At 72.7% G+C, this 20,447-nt stretch carries 22 protein-coding genes; 10 read left to right on the forward strand and 12 right to left on the reverse strand.

Features of this window, described 5'->3' with window-relative positions:
• The 6 genes from AB0M52_RS03135 to AB0M52_RS03160 form a co-directional block, all read left to right on the forward strand.
• The coding region (locus AB0M52_RS03135; RefSeq protein ID WP_363948150.1) for a GDP-mannose 4,6-dehydratase at positions 1-442 on the forward strand (442 nt) is incomplete at its 5' end.
• Entirely contained in the window at positions 439-1,323 is an 885-nt protein-coding gene (rfbD, locus tag AB0M52_RS03140) for a dTDP-4-dehydrorhamnose reductase (protein ID WP_363948153.1), read from the forward strand. The genes AB0M52_RS03135 and rfbD, both read left to right, overlap by 4 nt.
• A complete protein-coding gene (locus AB0M52_RS03145) occupies positions 1,320-1,700 on the forward strand; it encodes a DUF2304 domain-containing protein (RefSeq protein ID WP_363948155.1) in 381 nt (126 codons plus the stop codon). The genes rfbD and AB0M52_RS03145 overlap by 4 nt, the downstream gene beginning before the upstream one ends.
• Entirely contained in the window at positions 1,693-2,394 is a 702-nt protein-coding gene (locus tag AB0M52_RS03150) for a glycosyltransferase family 2 protein (protein ID WP_363948157.1), read from the forward strand. The genes AB0M52_RS03145 and AB0M52_RS03150 overlap by 8 nt, the downstream gene beginning before the upstream one ends.
• Entirely contained in the window at positions 2,394-3,695 is a 1,302-nt protein-coding gene (locus AB0M52_RS03155) for a polysaccharide biosynthesis protein (protein WP_363948160.1), read from the forward strand. The genes AB0M52_RS03150 and AB0M52_RS03155 overlap by 1 nt, the downstream gene beginning before the upstream one ends.
• Positions 3,692-4,717 carry a glycosyltransferase family 2 protein gene (locus AB0M52_RS03160; protein WP_363948162.1) on the forward strand — a complete coding sequence of 342 codons (1,026 nt, stop codon included), beginning with the start codon at positions 3,692-3,694 and terminating at the stop codon, positions 4,715-4,717. The genes AB0M52_RS03155 and AB0M52_RS03160 overlap by 4 nt, the downstream gene beginning before the upstream one ends.
• Positions 4,718-4,728: 11 nt before the next feature.
• Here the strand turns inward: AB0M52_RS03160 and AB0M52_RS03165 are convergent, their stop codons facing one another.
• The 9 genes from AB0M52_RS03165 to arc all read right to left on the reverse strand — a co-directional run bounded on the left by AB0M52_RS03165 (position 4,729) and on the right by arc (position 13,818).
• Positions 4,729-5,301 (reverse strand): WHG domain-containing protein, encoded by a 573-nt coding sequence (locus tag AB0M52_RS03165; protein WP_363948165.1) that lies wholly within the window; start codon positions 5,299-5,301, stop codon positions 4,729-4,731.
• 1 nt (position 5,302) lies between these two features.
• Positions 5,303-5,731: a hypothetical protein gene (locus tag AB0M52_RS03170; RefSeq protein ID WP_363948168.1), complete on the reverse strand. Its 429-nt coding sequence runs from the start codon at positions 5,729-5,731 to the stop codon at positions 5,303-5,305.
• Positions 5,732-5,919: 188 nt separating this feature from the next.
• Entirely contained in the window at positions 5,920-6,759 is an 840-nt protein-coding gene (gene prcA / locus AB0M52_RS03175; RefSeq protein ID WP_363948171.1) for a proteasome subunit alpha, read from the reverse strand.
• Positions 6,760-6,820: 61 nt separating this feature from the next.
• Positions 6,821-7,660: a proteasome subunit beta gene (gene prcB, locus AB0M52_RS03180; protein WP_363948173.1), complete on the reverse strand. Its 840-nt coding sequence runs from the start codon at positions 7,658-7,660 to the stop codon at positions 6,821-6,823.
• Positions 7,579-7,788: an endonuclease domain-containing protein gene (locus AB0M52_RS03185; protein ID WP_363948176.1), complete on the reverse strand. Its 210-nt coding sequence runs from the start codon at positions 7,786-7,788 to the stop codon at positions 7,579-7,581. The genes prcB and AB0M52_RS03185 overlap by 82 nt, the downstream gene beginning before the upstream one ends.
• Before the next feature lie 156 nt (positions 7,789-7,944).
• The gene (locus AB0M52_RS03190; RefSeq protein ID WP_363948179.1) at positions 7,945-8,160 is read right to left on the reverse strand and encodes a ubiquitin-like protein Pup; all 216 of its coding nucleotides are present in this window, start codon (positions 8,158-8,160) and stop codon (positions 7,945-7,947) included.
• A gap of 140 nt (positions 8,161-8,300) precedes the next feature.
• Entirely contained in the window at positions 8,301-9,818 is a 1,518-nt protein-coding gene (gene dop, locus AB0M52_RS03195) for a depupylase/deamidase Dop (protein ID WP_363948182.1), read from the reverse strand.
• Between the two features lie 110 nt (positions 9,819-9,928).
• On the reverse strand, positions 9,929-11,908 hold the full coding sequence (locus AB0M52_RS03200) for a hypothetical protein (protein WP_363948185.1): 1,980 nt from the start codon (positions 11,906-11,908) through the stop codon (positions 9,929-9,931).
• A gap of 128 nt (positions 11,909-12,036) precedes the next feature.
• Positions 12,037-13,818 carry a proteasome ATPase gene (gene arc, locus AB0M52_RS03205; RefSeq protein WP_111218211.1) on the reverse strand — a complete coding sequence of 594 codons (1,782 nt, stop codon included), beginning with the start codon at positions 13,816-13,818 and terminating at the stop codon, positions 12,037-12,039.
• Between the two features lie 178 nt (positions 13,819-13,996).
• Between arc and AB0M52_RS03210 the strand changes: the two genes are divergently transcribed.
• Positions 13,997-14,293 (forward strand): ferredoxin, encoded by a 297-nt coding sequence (locus tag AB0M52_RS03210; protein ID WP_363948234.1) that lies wholly within the window; start codon positions 13,997-13,999, stop codon positions 14,291-14,293.
• 56 nt (positions 14,294-14,349) lie between these two features.
• Here AB0M52_RS03210 and AB0M52_RS03215 read toward each other — a convergent pair whose 3' ends face one another.
• The 3 genes from AB0M52_RS03215 to AB0M52_RS03225 all read right to left on the reverse strand — a co-directional run bounded on the left by AB0M52_RS03215 (position 14,350) and on the right by AB0M52_RS03225 (position 17,188).
• On the reverse strand, positions 14,350-14,922 hold the full coding sequence (locus tag AB0M52_RS03215; RefSeq protein ID WP_363948187.1) for a hypothetical protein: 573 nt from the start codon (positions 14,920-14,922) through the stop codon (positions 14,350-14,352).
• Positions 14,923-14,984: 62 nt separating this feature from the next.
• Positions 14,985-15,935, reverse strand: a complete 951-nt coding sequence (locus tag AB0M52_RS03220; RefSeq protein ID WP_363948237.1) for a tRNA (adenine-N1)-methyltransferase — start codon at positions 15,933-15,935, stop codon at positions 14,985-14,987.
• A 59-nt stretch (positions 15,936-15,994) separates the two neighbouring features.
• Positions 15,995-17,188, reverse strand: a complete 1,194-nt coding sequence (locus AB0M52_RS03225; protein ID WP_363948240.1) for a M50 family metallopeptidase — start codon at positions 17,186-17,188, stop codon at positions 15,995-15,997.
• A gap of 95 nt (positions 17,189-17,283) precedes the next feature.
• Here AB0M52_RS03225 and AB0M52_RS03230 point away from each other — a divergent pair, with 95 nt between their 5' ends.
• The 3 genes from AB0M52_RS03230 (at position 17,284) to AB0M52_RS03240 (ending at position 20,240) form a co-directional block, all read left to right on the forward strand.
• Positions 17,284-18,198 carry a PD-(D/E)XK nuclease family protein gene (locus AB0M52_RS03230; protein WP_363948190.1) on the forward strand — a complete coding sequence of 305 codons (915 nt, stop codon included), beginning with the start codon at positions 17,284-17,286 and terminating at the stop codon, positions 18,196-18,198.
• A gap of 76 nt (positions 18,199-18,274) precedes the next feature.
• Positions 18,275-19,474, forward strand: coding sequence for a sensor histidine kinase (locus tag AB0M52_RS03235; RefSeq protein ID WP_363948193.1), 1,200 nt, complete (start codon positions 18,275-18,277; stop codon positions 19,472-19,474).
• A gap of 79 nt (positions 19,475-19,553) precedes the next feature.
• Complete coding sequence (locus tag AB0M52_RS03240) at positions 19,554-20,240, forward strand: response regulator transcription factor (RefSeq protein ID WP_363948242.1); 687 nt, start codon at positions 19,554-19,556, stop codon at positions 20,238-20,240.
• Positions 20,241-20,447 lie beyond the last annotated feature (207 nt).

Consider the following 20,447-nt stretch of genomic DNA (forward strand, 5'->3'; position numbering starts at 1 on the left):
GTCGACCCCGGGTCGCCCGTCTGCCGTGGCGACCGGGCTGTTCGTCACCAACCTGCTCGACGGCGGCACAGTGCCGCTCTACGGCGACGGCGGCAACGTGCGGGACTGGCTGCACGTGCACGACCACTGCCGGGGCGTCGCCCTGGTGCAGCAGAAGGGCCGGGCCGGCGAGGTCTACCACATCGGCGGCGGCACCGAACTGACCAACAAGGAACTGACCGCCCGGCTGCTCGGCGCGTGCGGCGTCGGCTGGGAGCAGGTCGTGCCGGTGGCCGACCGCAAGGGCCACGACCGCCGCTACTCGCTGGACATCACGAAGATCAGTCAGGAACTGGGGTACACCCCCAGCATCACCCTCGACGACGGCCTGGCCGACACCGTCCGCTGGTACCGGGACAACCGGGCCTGGTGGCAGCCGCTCAAGGCGGAGTCGGCCCGATGAAGGTGCTGGTGACCGGGGCCGGCGGGATGCTCGGACGCGACCTGGTCGACGTGCTCGCCGGGCAGCCGGAGCACGCGGTGACCGCCGCTGCCCGGGCCGAGGTCGACATCACCGATGCCGCCGCCGCGCATGCCGCCGTCGCCGGCCACGACGTGGTGGTCAACGCCGCCGCGTGGACCGACGTCGACGGCGCCGAGCAGCACGAGGCCGCCGCCACCGCGGTCAACGGCGAGGCGGTGGCGAACCTCGCCCAGGCCTGCGCCACCCACGGCGCCCGGCTGATCCAGCTCTCCACCGACTACGTCCTGCCCGGCGACGCCACCGCCCCGTACCGCGAGGACGCGCCGACCGCGCCGGTCAACGCGTACGGCCGCGGCAAGCTCGTCGGAGAACAGGCCGTGGCCCGGCTGCTGCCCGACGCCGGGTACGTGGTGCGCACCGCCTGGCTCTACGGCGCCCACGGCCGCAACTTCGTCAGCACCATGATCGGCCTGGCCGACCGGCGCGAGTTCCTCGACGTCGTCGACGACCAGCGCGGCCAGCCCACCTGGTCGTACGCGCTGGCCCACCAGCTGGTCGCGCTCGCCGAGGCGGCCCTGGCCGGACGCGCCGCGCCCGGCGTCTACCACGGCACCTGCTCCGGCGAGACCACCTGGTACGGGCTTGCCCGGGCGGTGTTCGCCCTGCACGGGCTCGACCCGGACCGGATCCGACCAACCACCAGCGACCGATTTCCGAGTCCTGCCCACCGACCGGCGTACAGTGTGCTAGGGCACGGCCGATGGGCCGCCGCCGGGCTGTCGCCCCTGCCGGACTGGCACGACACGCTGGTCGACGCGTTCGCCCCCGCCGCTCCACCCTCCCCGTGGAAGGTCGCATGAAGCTCACCCTCGTCACCGGCCTGACCGGACTGGTCCTGCTGGCCACGATCGTCGAGCTGCTGCGTCGGCGGCAGCTCCGGGAGAAGTACGGCATGCTCTGGCTCGGGCTGCTGTTCGTGGTGATCCCGCTGTCGCTGTTCCCCACGCTGCTCGACGGCGTCGCCGACCTGCTCGGCGTGGCCTCCGGGGTCAGTCTCGTCCTCTTCCTCGGCATCGTCTTCCTCCTGCTGGTCTGCATCCACCTCAGCTGGGAGGTCAGCAGGCTGGAGGAGGAGACCCGGACGCTGGCCGAGGAGTTCGCCCTGCTGCGCGCCGAGGTCGAGGCGGATCGCGCGGAGCGGGCGGAGCGGCAGGAACTGGTGTCCCGCGATGGTTAACGGCAAACGACTCCTGGTCATCATCCCGGCGCTCAACGAGGCCGGCTCCATCGCCGACGTGGTCGGCGAGATCCGGGGCGAGCTGCCCGGCGTGGACGTGCTGGTCGTCGACGACGGCTCCACCGACCGCACCGCGGCCGTCGCCGTCGCCGCCGGCGCCCGGGTCGCCCGCCTGCCGTACAACCTCGGCGTCGGCGGGGCGATGCGGCTGGGCTACCGCTACGCGTACGACCACGACTACGACGTCGCGGTGCAGATCGACGCCGACGGGCAGCACGACCCCCGGTACCTGCCGAAGCTGGTCGACCTGCTCGACGACTACGACCTGGTCATCGGGGCCCGCTTCGCCGGCGAGGGCGAGTACGCCGTACGCGGGCCACGCCGCTGGGCGATGGGGATGCTGTCGATGGTGCTGTCCGGCCTGGCCGGCACCACGCTGACCGACACCACCTCCGGCTTCCGTGCCGCCAACCGGCGCATGATCGAGATGTTCGCCCGCTGGTACCCCGCCGAGTACCTCGGCGACACGGTCGAGACGCTGGTGCACGCCGCCCGCCGCGGTTACCGGATCCAGCAGGTCCCGGTGGCGATGCGGCGCCGGATGGCGGGCACCCCCAGCCACTCCCCCGCCAAGGCGATGATCTACCTGGGCCGCGCGCTGGCCGTGCTCACCCTGGCGCTCATCCGCCGGTGATGCGCCGCCTGCTCCGCCTCGTCCCGCCCGGCACCCTCGTGGTCGGCGCGGGGCTGGCCCTGGTCGGGCTGGCCTCGTACGTCCACCTCGCGGTCGCCGGGCACAGCCTCGACGCCGGCGACTACTCGTCGCTGTCGGTGCTGTGGTCCGTCGTGTTCACCGTCGGCATCGGCGTGTTCCTCCCGGTCGAGCAGGAGGTGGCCCGGCTGGTCGCGGCCCGCCGTACCCGCGGGCTGCCGCCCGGCCCGGTGCTGGCTCGCAGCGCCGCCGTCGCCGCCGTCGTGCTGGGCCTGCTCCTGCTGGTCACCGTCGGCACCGCCGACATCCTCGCCGACCGCCTCTTCGACGGCGACCGCGCCATGGTGGCGGTGCTCGCCGGGGCGCTGGCCGCGCTGGCCGTGGCGCACACCACCCGCGGAGTGCTCTCCGGGCTGCGACTGTTCGGCTGGTACGGCAGTCAACTCGGCATCGACGGCGGGCTGCGCATCGGCCTGGTCGCCGCGCTCGCCATCGCCGGCGTCGACTCACCCGTGGCGTACGCGCTGGTGCTGGTCGTCGCGCCCCTGCTGGCCGTCGCGCTGACCGCCACGCCGGTGGCCCGGTCGGCCGGCGGCGGGGTGGCGGTGCCCTGGCCGTCGCTGCTGCGCGGGCTGGCGCTGCTCACCGTCTCCAGCCTGCTCTCGCAGGTCGTGGTCAACGTCGGCGTGATCAACGTACGGCTGCTCGCCCCGTCCGACGTCGCCACCGCCGGGGCGTTGCTGTCCGCGCTCGTGCTGGTCCGCATCCCGCTGTTCGTCTTCGGGTCGATGCAGGCCGCGCTGCTGCCCGGCCTGTCCACCGCCGCCGCCACCGGCGACGACACGGCCTTCGGCGCCCTGCTGCGCCGGGCCCTGGCGGTCGTCACCGCACTGGGTGCCGGCGGCGGGCTGCTGGCCGTCCTGCTCGGTCCATGGCTCGTCCGGGCCCTCTTCGACGCCCCCGACGTTCTCGGCCACGGCGACTTCGCCTGGCTCGCCCTGGCCACCCTGGCGTACCTGTGGGCGATGGTCCTCGGCCAGTCGCTGCTGGCCCGCGACCGGCACCACGCGCAGGCGGTGGCCTGGACCGCCGGCGTCGCCGCGCTGGCCGTCGCGACCCTGGCCCCGCTGCCCGTCGCGCTGCGGGTCGAACTCGGCTACACCGTGGGCTCCCTGGTGGTGGCCGCGGTCATGGCCGCCCTGCTGCGCCGCCGCCGCACTGCCGCGCCGACCCCGCCCGTCGCGGCCACCGTGCCCGCGGCCGCCCCCGGAGGGACCCGATGAGCCCACGCCTGACCGCGGTCATGCTCGCCTACGGCACCGAGCCCTGGCTGGTCGACGCCGCGCAGGCCGTGCTGGCCAGCACCGGCGTCGACATCGAACTGGTCGTGGTCGACAACGGCTGCACCGGCGACGGCATCGACGTGGTCAAGGGTCTGCCCGGCGTACGGGTGATCCGGCCGGAGGAGAACACGGGCTACTCCGGCGGCTGCAACCTCGGGGCCACCGAGGCCACCGGCGACTGGCTGGCCTTCGTCAACTCCGACGCGATCGTGACCCCCGACGCCCTGGCGAAGGTCGTCACGGTGGCCGCCGAACCGGGCGTCGGCGCCGCGATGGCCTCCATCCGGCTCGCCCACGACTCCGACCTGATCAACACATCCGGCAACCCGCTGCACTTCACCGGCCTGTCCTGGGCCGGCGGCAACGGCGAGCCGGCCAGCGCCCACGCCCGGCGCACCGACGTGCCGTCGCTGAGCGGTTGCTGTTTCGTGATCAGCCGGCAGCGCTGGACGGAACTCGGCGGCTTCCCGGCCGAGTACTTCGCCTACCACGAGGACACCGAACTCAGCCTGCGGCTGTGGCAGCGCGGGCTACGGCTGGCGTACGTGCCGGACGCCGTGGTGCGCCACCACTACGAGTTCTCCCGCAACGACCTCAAGCTCTACCTGGTCGAGCGCAATCGCCTGATCACCTTGCTCACCGCGTATCAGGGCCGGACGCTGGCGCTGCTGGCGCCGATGCTGCTGCTCACCGAGGCCGCCATGCTCGCCGCCGCGTTGGCCGGCGGCTGGGGGCGGCAGAAGGCGCGCGGCTGGGCCTGGCTGTGGCGCAACCGGGGCTGGGTGCGGGCCCGCCGCCGGCGGTTGCAGGCCGAACGCACCGTCGGCGACGCGGCCCTCGCCCACCTGATGACCGCCCGGGTGGCCCCGTCGAACGTGGACACACCCCCCGGCATGGGCGTGTTCAACGCCGTCGCCGCCGGTTGGTGGGCCCTGGTCCGGCCGCTGCTGGCGCGCCGCTGACCGGAGCCGCGCTACCCGCTCGCCCGGCCCTCGGGCGCACCCGGGTCGGTGCGGCCGGCCGCGCCCGACGCGTGCCGCGCCCGGGAGGCCGGCGCCGTGGCGAAGGTGGCGACGGCCTGCTGCCACACCGCGTCCAGGTCGGCGCCGGGCGGGAAACGGCCGGCGAGTTCGAGGTCGACCAGGCCGTGCGCCATGCCCCAGATCGCCCGCGCGGTGGGCAGGTCTCCGTCGGTCAACCGAAGGAGGGCGGCGGCGGCCTCCGCCTCGACGCCCGCCTCCAGCCGGTCCCGCGCGAGGGGCTGCCGGGTGCTGAGCTCGTAGAGCCGGGGATGCGCCAGCGCCCACCGCCGGTACCCCGCCGCCAGCGTGGCCAGGTCGGTCGTCCCGGCCAGCGCCTCGGCGAGCCGCCGGAGCGCGCGTTGTTGCAGCGCCGCCTCGATCTCCGGCTTGCCCGCCACGTGCTTGTACAACGACGGCGCCTGAATCCCGAGTTCGTCGGCGAGCCGGCGCATGGTGAGGCTCTCCGGCCCCTCGGCCTCCAGCAGCCGCTGCGCCACGTCGATGATCTCCTCGCGCCGATTCACGTCACGCTCGCGACCCGCGCGCTCCGGACCGCCACCCGCGACAGAGCAGGTAGGCCACGACCAGCAGCACCGACAGGCCACCGTCCCAGACCAGGATCTGGCCGGCACCCGGCACGTCCCCGGCCACGGCGTACCCGACCGCGGTGACCGTCAACGCCAGCTTGTGGAAGATCACCAGCTCCCACACCCCCCGGTAAGCCTGCGGACGCCAGGCGAGCAGCGCGAACAGCCCGGCGAAGACCACCAGCCCGTACGCCCGCCAGGTCTCGACCACCCGTACCGCGGCCTCGGACTCGACCACGACGCCGACGGCGCTCGCCGCGGCCGCGGCGGCGCTGGCAGCCGCCACCCACATCAGTACCCGCCCGATCCGCCCCGCCGTCGACGAAGCGACCACCTGGCCGGTGCCGGAAACCGTCGTACTGCTCATCCCGATGACCATCCTCTCGCAGCTAACGCCGTTAGCCTCCACCGAAGGCTAACAGCGTTAGCCGGCAAGCGCCACCCCCGACAGTGGCGAAGGTCGCAGCCGGCGTCGGAGAAAGACGCGGGCGCCCGACAGCAGCAGCTGTCGGGCGCCGGATGACTCCCGGGCCGTCGATCCCGGGCGGCGGAAGGTCAGGCCTCGGGCTTGTCGCCCGGCTTGTCCTCCAGGTCGGCAGAACCGGCCGAGGTGGTCGGCTTGTGCGCCTCCTCGGTCGGCGTGGTCGGGGTCCTCGCCCGGTCACCCTCCGCCTCCGCCTCGGCCTCACCCGCCGCGCCGCCGTCGAGCAGCGCGGTCAGCGCCGCCCCGGTGATCCGCCGGAAGCTACGACCGACCCGGTTGCGGTCCAGGATCGCCACCTCCATCTGGTTCGCGGCGATCGCCCGGGCGGCGCCACCCTCCCCGCCAACGCTGCCCAGCGCCTGCACCGCCACCTTCACCGCGTCGCCGAGCGACATGTCCGGCCGGTGGTTCGACTTGAGCACCCCGGCGATGGCGTCGGCCTGGCCACCCATCGCCATCCGGCCCGGCTCGTCGTTCACCGACCCGTCGTAGGTGAGGCGGTACAGCGCGTCCTCCTCCGGCGACGCGCCCACCTCGGCCAAGCAGATCTCCACCTCGAACGGCTTCGACTGCTCGGTGAAGATGGCGCCGAGGGTCTGCGCGAACGCGTTGGCCAGCGCCAGACCGGTGACGTCCCGCCGGTCGTAGCTAAGGCCGTTCAGGTCGGCCATCCGCACCCCGGCCCGGCGCAGGTTCTCGAACTCGTTGTACCGCCCCACCCCGGCGAAGCCGATCCGGTCGTAGATCTCACTGACCTTGTGCAGGGTGCTGGAGAGGTTCTCCGCGACGAAGAGGACCCCGCCGGCGTAGCTCAGGACCACCGCGCTGCGCCCCCGGGCGATGCCCTTGCGGGCCAACTCGGAACGGTCGCGCATGATCTGTTCGGGCGAGGCGTAGAACTGCATGGCCACGGCGGCGGCTCTCCTTCGGGCGCTGTGCTGGGGAACTGCGGTCAGGTGCGGGCGGGGCGGCTCAGCCGCCCGGGTTCTCCATCCGGCCGGCGACCACGCTCTCGCCGATCGCGGCCGTCTCCGCGTCGGTCAGCCGGTACGTCCCCTCCGCGGTCGCGGCCATCACCACCGGGAAGATCCGCCGGCTCAGGTCGGGCCCACCGGTCGCCGTGTCGTCGTCGGCCGCGTCGTAGAGCGCCTCCACCGCCAGCCGCACCGCGTCGTCGACGGACAGCCCGGCCCGGAACCGCTTCTTCAGCGCCGACTTGGCGAACAGCGAGCCGGAGCCGATCGCGTCGTAGCCGGTCTCCTCGTAGGGGCCGCCGGTGACGTCGAAGCTGAAGATCCGCCCGGCCCGCGCCGGGTCCCTCGCGGCCAGGTCGAAGCCGGCGAACAGCGGGATCACCGCCAGCCCCTGCATCGCCGCGCCGAGGTTGCCCCGCACCATCGAGGCGAGCCGGTTGGCCTTGGCGTCGAGCGAGAGCATCGCGCCTTCCATCTTCTCGTAATGCTCCAGCTCCACCTGGAACAGTCGCATCAGCTCGATGCCGATGCCGGCGGTGCCGGCGATGCCCACCAACGAGTACGCGTCGGCCGGGTGCACCTTCTCGATGTCCCGCTGGGCGATCAGGTTGCCCATGGTGGCCCGCCGGTCGCCGGCCATCACCACGCCGCCGGCGGCGGAGATGGCCACGATCGTGGTGGCGTGCGGGGCCAGGTCGGCGGCCAGGCCCGGAGGCAGCGGCCGGCGGCCGGGCAGCATCTCGGGGGCCACCTTGCTCAGGAACGTGGTGAAGGAGGACGTCCCCGCGTTGGTGAACACATCTGGTAGACGCCCGGATGGATCAAAGCCCGCTGCCACGTGGTTCCTCTCAGGTACGTGATGGCCCTGGCCAGCCTCGTTGGACTGTCGCGGAACTGGCCAAGACCACCGTTGCAGTTGAAGCAGATTATCCCGCGCACCCACCCGGTGCGATGATCGTGGTCCACATGTTCCGGATCGGGGTCACCGCAGACCCGATCCGCTTGTGGTCGTGGACGGACCTGTCCTGCCGGCGGCGGTCAGGTGAAATTCGGTGGGGCAGTCCGTGCTGGCACTGCGGGCATGCCGCGCCCACCCCCAAGGGGGCGAAACGGACATATACCCTACTCTCCACCTTTCTGGACATAGCCTCTGACAAACTCTTCGGCGTTCTCCTCCAGGACGGAGTCGATCTCGTCGAGCAGATCGTCCACATCCTCGGTGATCTCGGCGTGCCGCTCGGCGACCTCCGGGTTCGCCTCGACGGTGACGTCCTCGACTTCCTCGCCCTGACGGGACTTGCCCGTCTGCGACTGACCGCCGCTGTCACGAGTGGCCACTGTTGCCTCCTCCACGATCTCCCTGCGATGAACTTACCTCGCGGGGGCGACGAATCGCCCGCCGCGCGCCCGTACCAGGACCGGCGCGCGGCGGCAGATTTCGGCACGGGTCAGCTGCCGGGCGGCACCCGACTGCCGGCTCAGCCGCCGGTCAGCGTCTCCAGCAGATCCTTGGCGCTGGCACAGCGGTCGAACAGCATCCCGACGTGCCGCTTGGTGCCGCGCTCCGGCTCCATCATCGGCACCCGAACCAGCGACTCGCGGCCGACGTCGAAGATGACCGAGTCCCAGCTGGCGGCGACCACCTCGGAGGCGTACTGCGCCAGGCAGCGGCCCCGGAAGTAGGCGCGGGTGTCCTCGGGCGGCTCGGTCATCGCGGTACGCGTCTCGTCGTCGGACAGCAGCGTCTTCATCGCGCCGCGGGAGACCAGCCGGTGGTAGAGGCCCTTCTCCGGACGTACGTCGGAGTACTGCAGGTCGACCAGCTGGAGCTTGTGCGAGCCCCAGCCGAGCTTCTCCCGGTCCCGGTAGCCCTCCAGCAGCCGCAGCTTGGCCACCCAGTCCAGCTCGTCGGCGCAGAGCATGACATCGCGCCCGAGCCGGTCCAGTACGGCCTCCCACCGGTCCAGCACGTCGGCGGTCTGCTCGTCGACGTCGCTACCGTAGCGGTCGTCCACGAACGCCCGCACCCGTTCCAGGTACGCCCACTGCACGTCCAGCGCGGTCAACCGCCGCCCGTCGCGCAGCCGCATCCGGTGGGTCAGGGACGGGTCGTGGCTGACCGCGCGCAACTCGCCGACCGGGTCGGCGATACCGAGGTCAGAGCCGAGCGCCTTCTCCTCGATCATGGTGAGGATCAGTGCGGTGGTGCCCACCTTCAGATAGGTGGAGATCTCCGACAGGTTGGCGTCGCCGATGATGACGTGCAGCCGGCGGTACTTGTCCGCGTCGGCGTGCGGCTCGTCGCGGGTGTTGATGATCGGCCGCTTGAGGGTGGTCTCCAGACCGACCTCGACCTCGAAGAAGTCGGCCCGCTGAGAAATCTGGAAGCCGCTCTGGCCGCCGTCCTGGCCGATGCCGACCCGCCCGGCGCCGCAGACGATCTGCCGGGTCACGAAGAACGGGGTCAGGTACGCCACGATGTCGGCGAACGGCGTCTGCCGGCGCATCAGGTAGTTCTCGTGCGCGCCGTAGCTGGCGCCCTTGTTGTCGGTGTTGTTCTTGTAGAGGTGGATCGGCGCCGTGCCGGGAATGGTGGCGGCCCGCCGCGCCGCCTCCGCCATCACCCGCTCCCCCGCCTTGTCCCAGCGGACGAGGTCCCGCGGGTTGGTCACCTCAGGGGTGGAGTATTCGGGGTGGGCGTGGTCGACGTAGAGCCGCGCCCCGTTGGTCAGGATCACGTTGGCCAGCCCGAGATCCTCGTCGGCGAGCGCCTCGGCCGGGTCGTACGCGGCTCCGGAGTAGGTGAAGCCCCGGGCGTCGCGCAGTGGCGACTCTTCCTCGTAGTCCCAGCGCGCCCGACCACCGCGGTTCAGTTCCGGGCGGGCGCCGTAGGCGTTCACCACCTGGGACGAGGTGACCATCGGGTTGGCTCCGGCCTGGCCCGGCACGGAGATGCCGTACTCGACCTCGGTGCCCATGATCCGTCTTACGCTCATCGACCTACCCGCTTCGCTTGCCCGACCGGTCCCCCGTCACGTCGAGCGTAGTCGGCGGTCGGGCCCAGAGGGGGCGTGGCGGTGCGGTCGGAGCTGGCGGGTCGCGCCGGTCAGTCTCGCGGCTGGTCGACGAACATGGTCACGATGGTGACCCGGTCGCGCACTTCCGGGGTGGAACGCAGCAGCTTGTTGACCCGGCTGCGCGCGGCGGGATCGACGACGACCAGCCGGATCTCGCCGGGCACCGCGTGCAGCATCTGCCAGGTCCGACCCGGCTCGGCGAAGATCAGCCCGTAGATGGCGGCCTCGGTCTGGGCGGTGGTGCCCTGCAACGTCGAGACGCAGATGTTCTCCAGGTAGGAGCGGTACGTGCTGGCGTAGTCGAGGACGAGCGTGGTGACCCCGTCGACGGCCGGGTACGCGCGGTTGACCTGGTCGCACACTACGGCCGCCCGGTTGGGCTGGTCGACCTGCTGGTGCACCCAGCGCTGCGCCCAGGTCTGCGGTCCGACGACGAGCAGGCTGCGGTGCCAGCCGGTGACACCGCCGAACAGCACGATCGCGGCGGCCACGGTCACGGCGGTGAGGCCGGCCGTGAGGGTACGGATCGGACGGCCACGGCGCGGCGCGGGCAGCAGCCGCACCACGGCGCCGGCGCCCCCGATGAGCAGCACGGTGGTGAGGTGGCCGGCCTTGTTGAAGTAGTAGCCGAGTTCGCCGCCGAGGCCGACGCTGGCCTGCCCGACGGCCGCGGTGAACAACCCGCTGACCAGTAGGACGAACAGCCAGCGTCGCCAGGCGGGGTCACGGCGGCCGATGCGTACGGCGTGCCAGAGCAGGGCCGGTACGACGAGGGCACCGAGGCCACCGAAGGCGAGCCAGGTCTCGGTGAGGTCCGGTCCGACGGTGGCGGTGAGCGCCTCGGTCTGGTTGGCGCGGAACACGCCGAGCAGGATCGGCACCGGGGCGAGGACGACGGTGGCCAGGCCGACGGCCAGCGCGGTGCGGCGGGCCCGGACCATCGCGTGCCGGTGCACCAGCAGGGCACCGAGCACGAGCACGACCGCGGCGGGCAGGAACAGGTAGTAGGTGTAGCCGATGCCGACGAGCAGGACGCCGAGCAGCAGGAGGTGCTCTCGTGGCGCGGGGAGCGGCCGGGCGACGATGGCGGCGAGCACGACGGTGAGGGCCAGCCCGATCGTCTCGGTGGGGTAGCCGGACCACAGCAGCCGGGGCAGCTGGCTGCCGAGGACGAGGGCGCCGACGACGACGGTGAGCACCCCCCGGCTCAGCGGGTGCAGCGGGCCGGGCAGACGGTGGGCGGCCCAGAGCAGGGTGAGCACGAACAGGCCGAAGCCGGCGATGTTCCACCAGAGGAAGGGCTGCACCGCGTCGGGGCCGCCCGGCGCGGTGCCGGCCGGGGTGAGGTGGCCGTCGAGCAGGGCGACCAGCAGGTGCCAGCCCTGCGGGTAGTGGACGAGCAGGGAGAGCAGCTGGTCGCGGACGGCGTCCGAATCGAGGAAGACGTAGCCGCCGTGCCGGCCGATGACGTCGACCAGGCTGAGGTGGCGCAGGTAGTCCTCGCCGCGGGTAAGGATGGTGAGCCGACCGGCGAGGTCGCCGGCGCGCAGCAGGGGCTGGGCGAGGTACCCGACGAGCGCGGCGGTGCCCAGGACGGGAAACAGGTCGGCCCAGGCGGGGCGCGGCAGGGTGGGGCGCCGGCCGGTGGCCAGGGCGGCCAGCACGAGGATGGTCAGGCCGGTGCCGGTGACCGGAACCGGGGCCATCCCCCAGGGCCAGACGGCGAAGAGCAGGCCGGCGGCGGTGGTGAGGCCGACCAGCAGGACGGTGGCGAGCAGCAGGCGGTCCAGCAGGGTACGGCCGCCGCGCAGCAGGCTGGCGGTGGCGAGCAGCACCAGCGGGGGAAGCACCCAGCGGGCGTCGGCGGCGACCGCGGCGAGCGGCAGGAGCCAGGCTGCGGCCAGCCCGGCCAGCGCGACGATCCACCGGCGCCGGTAGTCCGGCGGGGCGGGGCTGGTGGTCGGGGTCGAGGTGACCGGCGGCGCGACTGCGCTCTGCTCGACGGACACGCGGGATCCTTGGCGAAGTAGGCGGAGAGGCTCCGCAGTTGCCGGCAGAGACCGGCCTCGCGGCCAATGTGGAGTGTACGCGCAGGGCCCGTGACGCATGGCGTCACGGGCCCTGGTGGCGCGTACGGTCAGAGGTACTGGCCGGTGTTGCTCGCGGTCTCGATGGAGCGGCCGGCCTCGGCGCCCTTGCCGCCGGAGACGAGCGTACGGATGTAGACGATCCGCTCGCCCTTCTTACCGGAGATGCGGGCCCAGTCGTCCGGGTTCGTGGTGTTGGGCAGGTCCTCGTTCTCGCGGAACTCGTCGACGCAGGCGTCGAGCAGGTGCTGCAGGCGCAGCCCCTTGCGGCCGGAGGTGAGGAACTCCTTGATGGCCATCTTCTTGCCCCGGTCGACGATGTTCTGGATCATCGCGCCGGAGTTGAAGTCCTTGAAGTAGAGCACTTCCTTGTCACCGTTGGCGTAGGTGACCTCCAGGAAGCGGTTCTCCTCGGTCTCCGAGTACATCCGGAGCACCACCGCGTCGATCATGGCGGCGACCGTGGCATCGGCGCTGCCGCCGTGCTCGGTGAGGTCGTCGGGGTGCAGCGGCAACCCGGCGAGGATGTACTTGGAGAAGATGTCCTTGGCCGCCTCGGCGTCCGGACGCTCGATCTTGATCTTCACGTCGAGCCGGCCCGGGCGCAGGATGGCCGGGTCGATCATGTCCTCCCGGTTGGAGGCGCCGATGACGATGACGTTCTCCAGCCCCTCCACGCCGTCGATCTCGCTGAGCAGCTGCGGAACGATGGTGTTCTCCACGTCGGAGGAGACACCGGAGCCGCGGGTACGGAAGACCGAGTCCATCTCGTCGAAGAAGACGATGACCGGGGTGCCCTCGCCGGCCTTCTCCCGGGCCCGCTGGAAGATCAGCCGGATGTGCCGCTCGGTCTCGCCGACGTACTTGTTGAGCAGCTCGGGGCCCTTGATGTTGAGGAAGAAGCTGGTGTGCTTCTCCTCGCCCCGCCGCTCGGCGATCTTCTTCGCCAGCGAGTTGGCGACCGCCTTCGCGATCAGCGTCTTGCCGCAACCGGGCGGGCCGTAGAGCAGGATCCCCTTCGGCGGGCGCAGCTGGTGCTCCCGGAACAGGTCGGCGTGCAGGAACGGCAGTTCCACCGCGTCCCGGATCTGCTCGATCTGCGAGTGGAGGCCGCCGATGTCGGTGTAGCCGACGTCCGGCACCTCCTCCAGGACCAGTTCCTCGACCTCGCTCTTGGGGATCCGCTCGTACGCGTACGCCGACCGCGGTTCGATCATGAGCGAGTCGCCGGCCCGGATCGCGCTGCCGATCAGGGTCTCGGCCAGGTGCACGATCCGCTCCTCGTCGGAGTGCGAGACCACCAGCGCCCGGTCACCCGGGGCACCGTCGGGGCCCGCCAGCACCTCCTTGAGCATGACCACCTCGCCGACCCGCTCGTAGCCGAACGCGTCGACGATGTTGAGCGCGTCGTTGAGCAGGACCTCCTGGCCGCGCCGCAGCTCGCCCACGTCCAGCGAGGGGGAGACGGCCACGCGCAGCTTGCGCCCGCCGGTGAAGACGTCGACCGTGCCGTCGTCGTGCCGGGCCAGGAAGACGCCGTAGCCACTGGGGGGCTGGGCGAGACGGTCGATCTCCTCCTTGAGCGTCACGATCTGCGCGCGAGCTTCCTTCAGGGTGCTCACGAGCCGTTCGTTGTTCTCGGTCAGCCGCGCCAACTGCGCCTGGGTGGCTGCCAGCCGCTCTTCGAGCTGCCGGACGTGTCGGGGGCTTTCGGTCAACTTGCGCCGCACCAGAGCGAGTTCCTCTTGAAGGAACGCGACCTGCGTGGAGAGATCGTGGGCCTCCTTCTCCCACCGTGCGGCGCGCGAGTCCGCGTCGTCGCTGCGTGCCACGTCCCACCTCCCCGGGGGGCTCGAACGTTCTGAGCTAACACTAGCCGCTATGAGCCCGATTCGGTCCTCCGCAACGCGCCCGTCACCGAAGCTTGATCGCCAAGGGTGGGCCGGCGGGCGGGTACCGGCATTCGGGTACCGTCGGGGGGTGGGACGGGAGAACATGGGGGGTGCGCCGGTGGCCGAGGTCGCGACCGACCAACTGCAGGTCTGGGTGGACCAGGACCTGTGCACGGGCGACGGGCTGTGCGTCCAGTACGCGCCGGAGGTCTTCGAGTTCGACGTCGACGGCCTGGCGTACGTCAAGGGTCCCGACGGCGAGCTTCGGCTGACCCCGGGCACCCGGGTGGACGTGCCGGAGCACCTGCGCCTCGAGGTGATCGACTCGGCGAAGGAGTGCCCGGGCGAGTGCATCCACGTCGTGCGCGGCAGCGACGGCGTCGAGGTGGCCGGGCCGGACGCCGAGGCCGACTGACAGCCGGCGACCGCGGCGGCTCAGCCGACTGACAGCCGGCGACCGCGGCGGCTCGGCTACAGCAGCGGTCGGCCGACCACCGAGGCGACCAGCCGGGCGAACTCCTCCAGCCGGGCGATCTGCCCGGCCCCACCGTCGTCGAGGGTCTTGCCGAAACGCAACGCGTCGTGGCGCGGCCCACCGGCGGCCTCCTCGCTGGGCGGGGTCTCGTCCAGCGAGGTCAGCAGCAGGTAGACGTCGATGCTGTCGACCCGGATCTCGCCGTTCTCGTGACGGAACAACCGGCGGCGGCAGCCGACCTCGGTGACCGAGGAGACCGGCACCACCCGCAGCGACGAGGTCATCGAGCCCGCTGGCCCCTCCCCCGGCGGCACGTCCTCGCCGTGCCAGAGCACCAGGCGGCTGCCGTCACAGACGACGACCTCCTGCCACACCCCGTTGACCTCGTTGACGAAGCGTTCCAGGGTGAAGCCGAGCACCGACGCCCCGCGCAGCACCCCGCCGAGAGCCTCCAGAGCGACGTCCGGGTCCCGCAGGTAGGCCCGCGCCGCCGACTCCAGGTCGGTGTAGGGCGACCAGTCGGGGAAGACCGCCGGCAGGTCACCGCCGCCGAAACCGGGACGGCTCATGCCGTCACCTCACCGAGCCGACGATTCGCTCGCTGCGCTCACTCATGCCGCCACCTCCGCCGTCACGACCTGCCCGCCTCCTGCGTCGCGTCCGGCTGCGCCCCGTCGGCCTGCGCCGCCGCCTGCCGGGCCGCCTCCGCCTCACGCAGCGCCTGCCGGCGTTGCGCGTACGCCTCGGTGCCCTTGCTGGGCTTGCGACGTCGCGGCGGTGCGGTGACTCCGGGGGCGAGCTTACGCGCGGAGACCAGGAAAGCGGTGTGGGCGATCATCCGATGGTCGGGCCGGACCGCAAGCCCTTCGGCGTGCCAGTCCCGCACCAGCGACTCCCAGGCCCGCGGCTCGGTCCAGCCGCCGCGCTCACGCAGCGCCTCGACCAGCTCGGACAGCTGTGGGGTGGTGGCCACGTACCCGATGAACACGCCGCCGGGCAGCAGCGCGCGCTCGACCATGTCGAGGTTCTCCCACGGCGTCAGCATGTCCAGGATGATCCGGTCGAAACCGGTCTCCGCGCACTCGGCGACGTCCCCGACGTGCAGGTGCCAGGCCGGGTGCGGCCCGTTGAAGAACGCCTCGACGTTGCGCCGGGCGATCTGGGCGAAGTCGTCACGCAGCTCGTACGAGTGCAGCTCCCCGCCAGTGCCGACCGCGCGCAGCAGCGAGCAGCTCAACGCCCCGGAGCCGGCGCCGGCCTCCAGGACCTTCGCGCCGGGGAAGATGTCGCCCATGGCGACGATCTGCGCCGCGTCCTTGGGGTAGATCACCTGGGCGCCGCGGGGCATGGACAGCACGTAGTCCGACAGCAGCGGACGCAGCGCCAGGAAGGTGGTGCCGCCGCCGGCGGTGGTGACCACACTGCCGTCGGGCAGGCCGATCAGCGCGTCGTGCTGGAGGATGCCCCGGTGGGTGTGGAACGCCTTGCCCGGTTCCAGGGTGACCGTGTGCATCCGCCCCTTGGGGTCGGTCAGCTGCACCCGGTCGCCGGGCCGGAACGGCCCACGGTTCACGGCGGGCAGCTCCGGCTTCTCGGCGGGCGCGTCGGCGCCCGGGGCGGCCGGGGTGGAGTGGGTGACGGTCACGTATTCATCTTCCGGTGAGGTTCGAGCAGTTGAGCTAGATCCGCGATGTGCAGAATGCCGACGACATCTTCGCCTGCCGTCACCACGTACTGCGCGCCCGGGTGGGCCTGCACGGTCTCCAGCACCCGCTCCCCGTCGGTGGCCACCGGCATGGTCGGCAGGTCGGCGAGCGAGCGGGCCACCGCGTCGACGGCCAGCCAGGGCCGACGGGCCTCCGGCACGGCCGCCGCGGCGGCCGGGTCGACCACGGCCACCGGCCGGCCCGCGGAGTCGGTCACCAGCAGCGCGGCGAACCGCTCCGGCGCTGCGGCCCGGTGTTCCGGCTCCGTCTCCGGGCCCCCACGCGGCGCCGCCGCGGCCCGGCGCTGCGCCTCGGCCAGCGGGGTGCCGGTGGGCACGGCGAACACCGGCCGGGCCAGTCGGGCCAGGTCGACCAGCGGGAGCCGCCGGCTGATGCGGGACAGCCTGATCGCCTGCCCGGCGCCGTGCCAGAGGGTGAGCGCGACGAGCGCGGTCAGCGGCAGCGCCACCAGACTCAGCACGTCGGCCGCGTAGAGCAGCGCCACCAGCAGCGCGGTGCCGACCGCGACGACCCGGCCGGCCCAGCCGGCCACCTCGGTGGCCAGGTGCCGGTCCCGGGAGACCGCCCAAACCGCCGCCCGCAGCGCCCGACCGCCGTCCAGCGGCAACCCGGGCAGGATGTTGAACACCGCGACGATGACGTTGCTCGCCGCCAACTGGAAGGCGAGCTGGTCGGCGACGGTGCCGTCGGGCAGGGCCAGCGTCGCGGCCACCGCGGCCACGCCGAGCACCGCGGAGACCGCCGGCCCGGCCAGCGACACCAGCAGGTCCACCCGGGGCGACGGGGCGTCGCGGTCCATCTCGGTGTACCCGCCGAGCAGTTCCAGGGTGATCCCTCGCACACCGATGCCGAAGTGGCGGGCGGTGAGGGCGTGGCCGAGTTCGTGGGCCAGCACCGAGCCGAGCAGCGAGACGACGAACCCGGCGCCGACCAGGTAGCCGCCGAGCGGTGAGAGCTGCAGCCGCTGGCCGGCCAGTTCGCCGTACAAAACGGTGATCAGCAGGGCGAGCAGCAGGATCGAGGCGTTCAGGTACAGCGGCACCCCGAAGACCCGACCCACCCGCAAGCCGGAACGCCGGCCCGCCCGCGGTCGCCTCCTCTGCTCCATCGACTGCTCCATCGGCCTGATGCTACGCGGCGGGTGATCACCTACCGGTGCGGCGGCGGCCCGCCTGTCACACCGGTGCCCTAGTGTTCCGGGGCATGACGGCGGATCCGGTGATCACCCAGCAGGTTCCGACTCCGACGCAGCTGCCTGCGACGGTGCGGGCCTCGCTGTCACCGTCGCGGGCGGCGGATTTCAAGACCTGCCCGCTGCTCTACCGGTTCCGCAGCATCGACCGGCTGCCCGAGCGGCCCACCGTCGAGCAGGCCCGCGGCACGCTGGTGCACGCGGTGCTGGAGCGGCTGTTCGACCTGCCGCCGGGCGGCCGCACCCCGGACGCCGCCGGTGACCTCGTCGCCCCGCAGTGGGACCGCCTGGTCACCGAGCAGCCGGAGCTGACCGGGCTGTTCGAGGGGGACGGCCCGCTCACCGCAGCGGAGTTCCTGCGCTCGGCGGCGGCCCTGCTGGAGGGCTACTTCGCGGTGGAGGATCCGCGCCGGCTGGAGCCCGCCGAGCGGGAGAGTCTGATCTCCGCGGTGGTCGACGACGAGTTGCTGATCCGGGGCTACCTCGACCGGCTCGACGTCGCCCCGGACGGCGCGCTGCGGGTGGTGGATTACAAGACCGGCGGCGCGCCGCGCGAGGCGTTCGAGGCCCGGGCCCTGTTCCAGCTGAAGTTCTACGCGTTGGTGCTGTGGCGCACCCGGGGCGTGGTCCCCCGGGTGCTGCGCCTGCTCTACCTGCGCGACGCCGAGGTGTGCGACTACACCCCCGACGAGGAGGAGTTGACCCGGTTCGAGCGCACAGTGGTGGCGTTGTGGCGGGCGATCGAGCACGCCACCGCCGCGCGGGACTTCCGCCCCCGGCCGAGCCGGCTGTGCGACTGGTGCAACCACCAGGCACTGTGCCCCAGCAAGGGCGGCACCCCGCCGCCCTTCCCCGAGCAGCTGCCGACGCCGGATCCGCTGCGCGACGCCCGCACCCGTCCGGCGCCGCCGGGCGCCGACGAGTAGCTCTCCTCCCCAGGGAGGATGGCCACGTCACCGCGCAAGACGATCTTTCGCCGGCGAGGGCGGTTAGCGTCGTGGCGTGGGTACGGATCTGAGGGAGTGGCTGCGCCGGCGTCCGCTGGCCGGTGACACGCTGCTGGCCGCCGGGCTGGTCCTGGCGGAGGTCCTGTTGACCCTGCTGACCCCCCGGGAGTTCTGGCCCCGGCCGCTGCCGGCGGCGCTGGCCTGGGGCGTGCTGTGCGCGGCGCCGGTGACGCTGCGCCGGGTGGCGCCGTGGCCGGCGGTGCTGATCGCGCTGGCGACCCTGGCCCTGCCCCTCACGCTCGAGGTGGCGCCGACCACGCAGAGCCTCACCTTCGTGGTGCTCGCCTACACGATGGCCGCGTACCGCGCGGTGCGTCCGGCGGTGGTGGCGGCGGTGGTGCTGTGGCTGCCGGTGGCGGTGGTGGCCGCCATGATGCCACCCGAGGTCGTCCCGCAGATCAGCGCCGCCTACCTGGTGGCGAACAACCTCCTGGTGGGGATCGTGTCGTTCTCGGTGGGCCGGACGGTGCACGCCCGGCGGTCCAGCACGGCAGCGCTGCGGGAGCGGGCCCGGGTCGCCGAGGCCACCCAGCGGGCCCTGGCCGAGCAGGCGGTCGCCGACGAGCGGCGGCGTATCGCCCGGGAGCTGCACGACGTGGTGGCCCACCACGTCAGCGTGATGGGGGTGCTCGCCACCGGAGTACGCCGGGTGCTGCGCCGCGACCCGGACGCCGCCGACGAGGCGATCGGCACCATCGAGGAGACCAGCCGGGCGACCCTGCGGGAGCTGCGCCGGCTGCTGGACGTGCTGCGTACCGAGGCCGAGCCGGCGGCGGAGCTGGCACCGCAGCCGGGGATCGCCGGCATCGAGGCGCTGACCGAGCAGGTCCGGGAGGCCGGGCTGCCGGTGACGCTGACCGTGGCGGGCACCCCGGGGGCGTTGGAGGAGGGGGAGGCGCTGACCGTGTACCGGATCGTGCAGGAGGCGTTGACCAACGCGCTCAAGCACGCCGGCACGGCCACCGCGCAGGTACGGGTGAGCTTCGCCGGCGACGCCGTCGAGGTCGAGGTCACCGACACCGGCCGGGGGCCGGCGCCGGACACTCACCGGATCGGACACGGCCTGGTCGGGATGCGGGAGCGGGTCGGCCTCTACGGTGGTGTCCTGCGCACCGGGCCGCGTCCCGGCGGCGGCTACCGGGTGTACGCGCGGATCCCGGTCGAGCCACTGGTCGACGGCGGGAGCAGGCGGTGACGACGGCAGCGAACCTGGTGTGCGCCAGGGCGACGGCGCACCCGTGCGGAGCAGCGTGACAGCGAAGGTGGAGGACGACATGGCGGACCCGACGGCGCCGAACCGGCCGGTGCGCATCCTGCTCGCCGACGACCAGCCGCTGCTGCGTACCGGCTTCCGGATGGTGCTCGGCGCGGAGCCGGACCTGGACATCGTGGCCGAGGCCGGCGACGGGGTGGAGGCGGTGGAGCTGTCCCGGCGGCTGCTGCCCGACGTGGTGCTGATGGACATCCGGATGCCGCGGATGGACGGGGTGACCGCCACCCGGGCCATCGTCGACGCCCGGCTGCCGGTGCGGGTGCTCATCCTGACCACCTTCGACCTCGACGAGTACGTGGTGGGTGCGCTGCGGGCCGGGGCGAGCGGATTCCTGGCCAAGGACGTACCGGCCGAGGACCTGGTCACCGCGATCCACACGGTGGCGGGCGGTGACGCGGTGGTGGCGCCGCGGATCCTGCGGCGGCTGCTGGACCGCTTCGCCGACGCGCTGCCCGACCCGGCGGCGTCGCCGCCGAAGGCTCTCAGCGCACTCACCGACCGCGAACGGGAGGTGCTCGTGCAGGTCGCCCGGGGGCTGTCCAACGCGGAGATCGCCCGAGCGCTGTCGGTCAGCGAGACCACCATCAAGACCCACGTCGGGCACGTGCTGACCAAGCTCGGGCTGCGCGACCGGGTGCAGGCGGTGGTGCTGGCGTACGAGTCGGGTCTGGTCCGACCCGGCGCGTAACGCGCCCGTTGCATTCGTCACCTACCGTGACGATCAGCGGCGTAAAGTGGTTGACCCTCACGTGGCGGCAACGCTCACGATGATCGTGCACCAGCCCGGCGACGTGGCCGGCCGGTGCGGAGTCGGGGACAACCCTGACTCCGCGTGGGGGGTACCCGCACCCGGAAATCCGCCTCGGCTCCGCCCGGAGTCGGACGGATCCGCGCC

Origin of the sequence: Micromonospora sp. NPDC051296 (assembly GCF_040682255.1) — a bacterium.
GTDB classification, from domain to species: Bacteria; Actinomycetota; Actinomycetes; order Mycobacteriales; family Micromonosporaceae; genus Micromonospora; species Micromonospora craterilacus.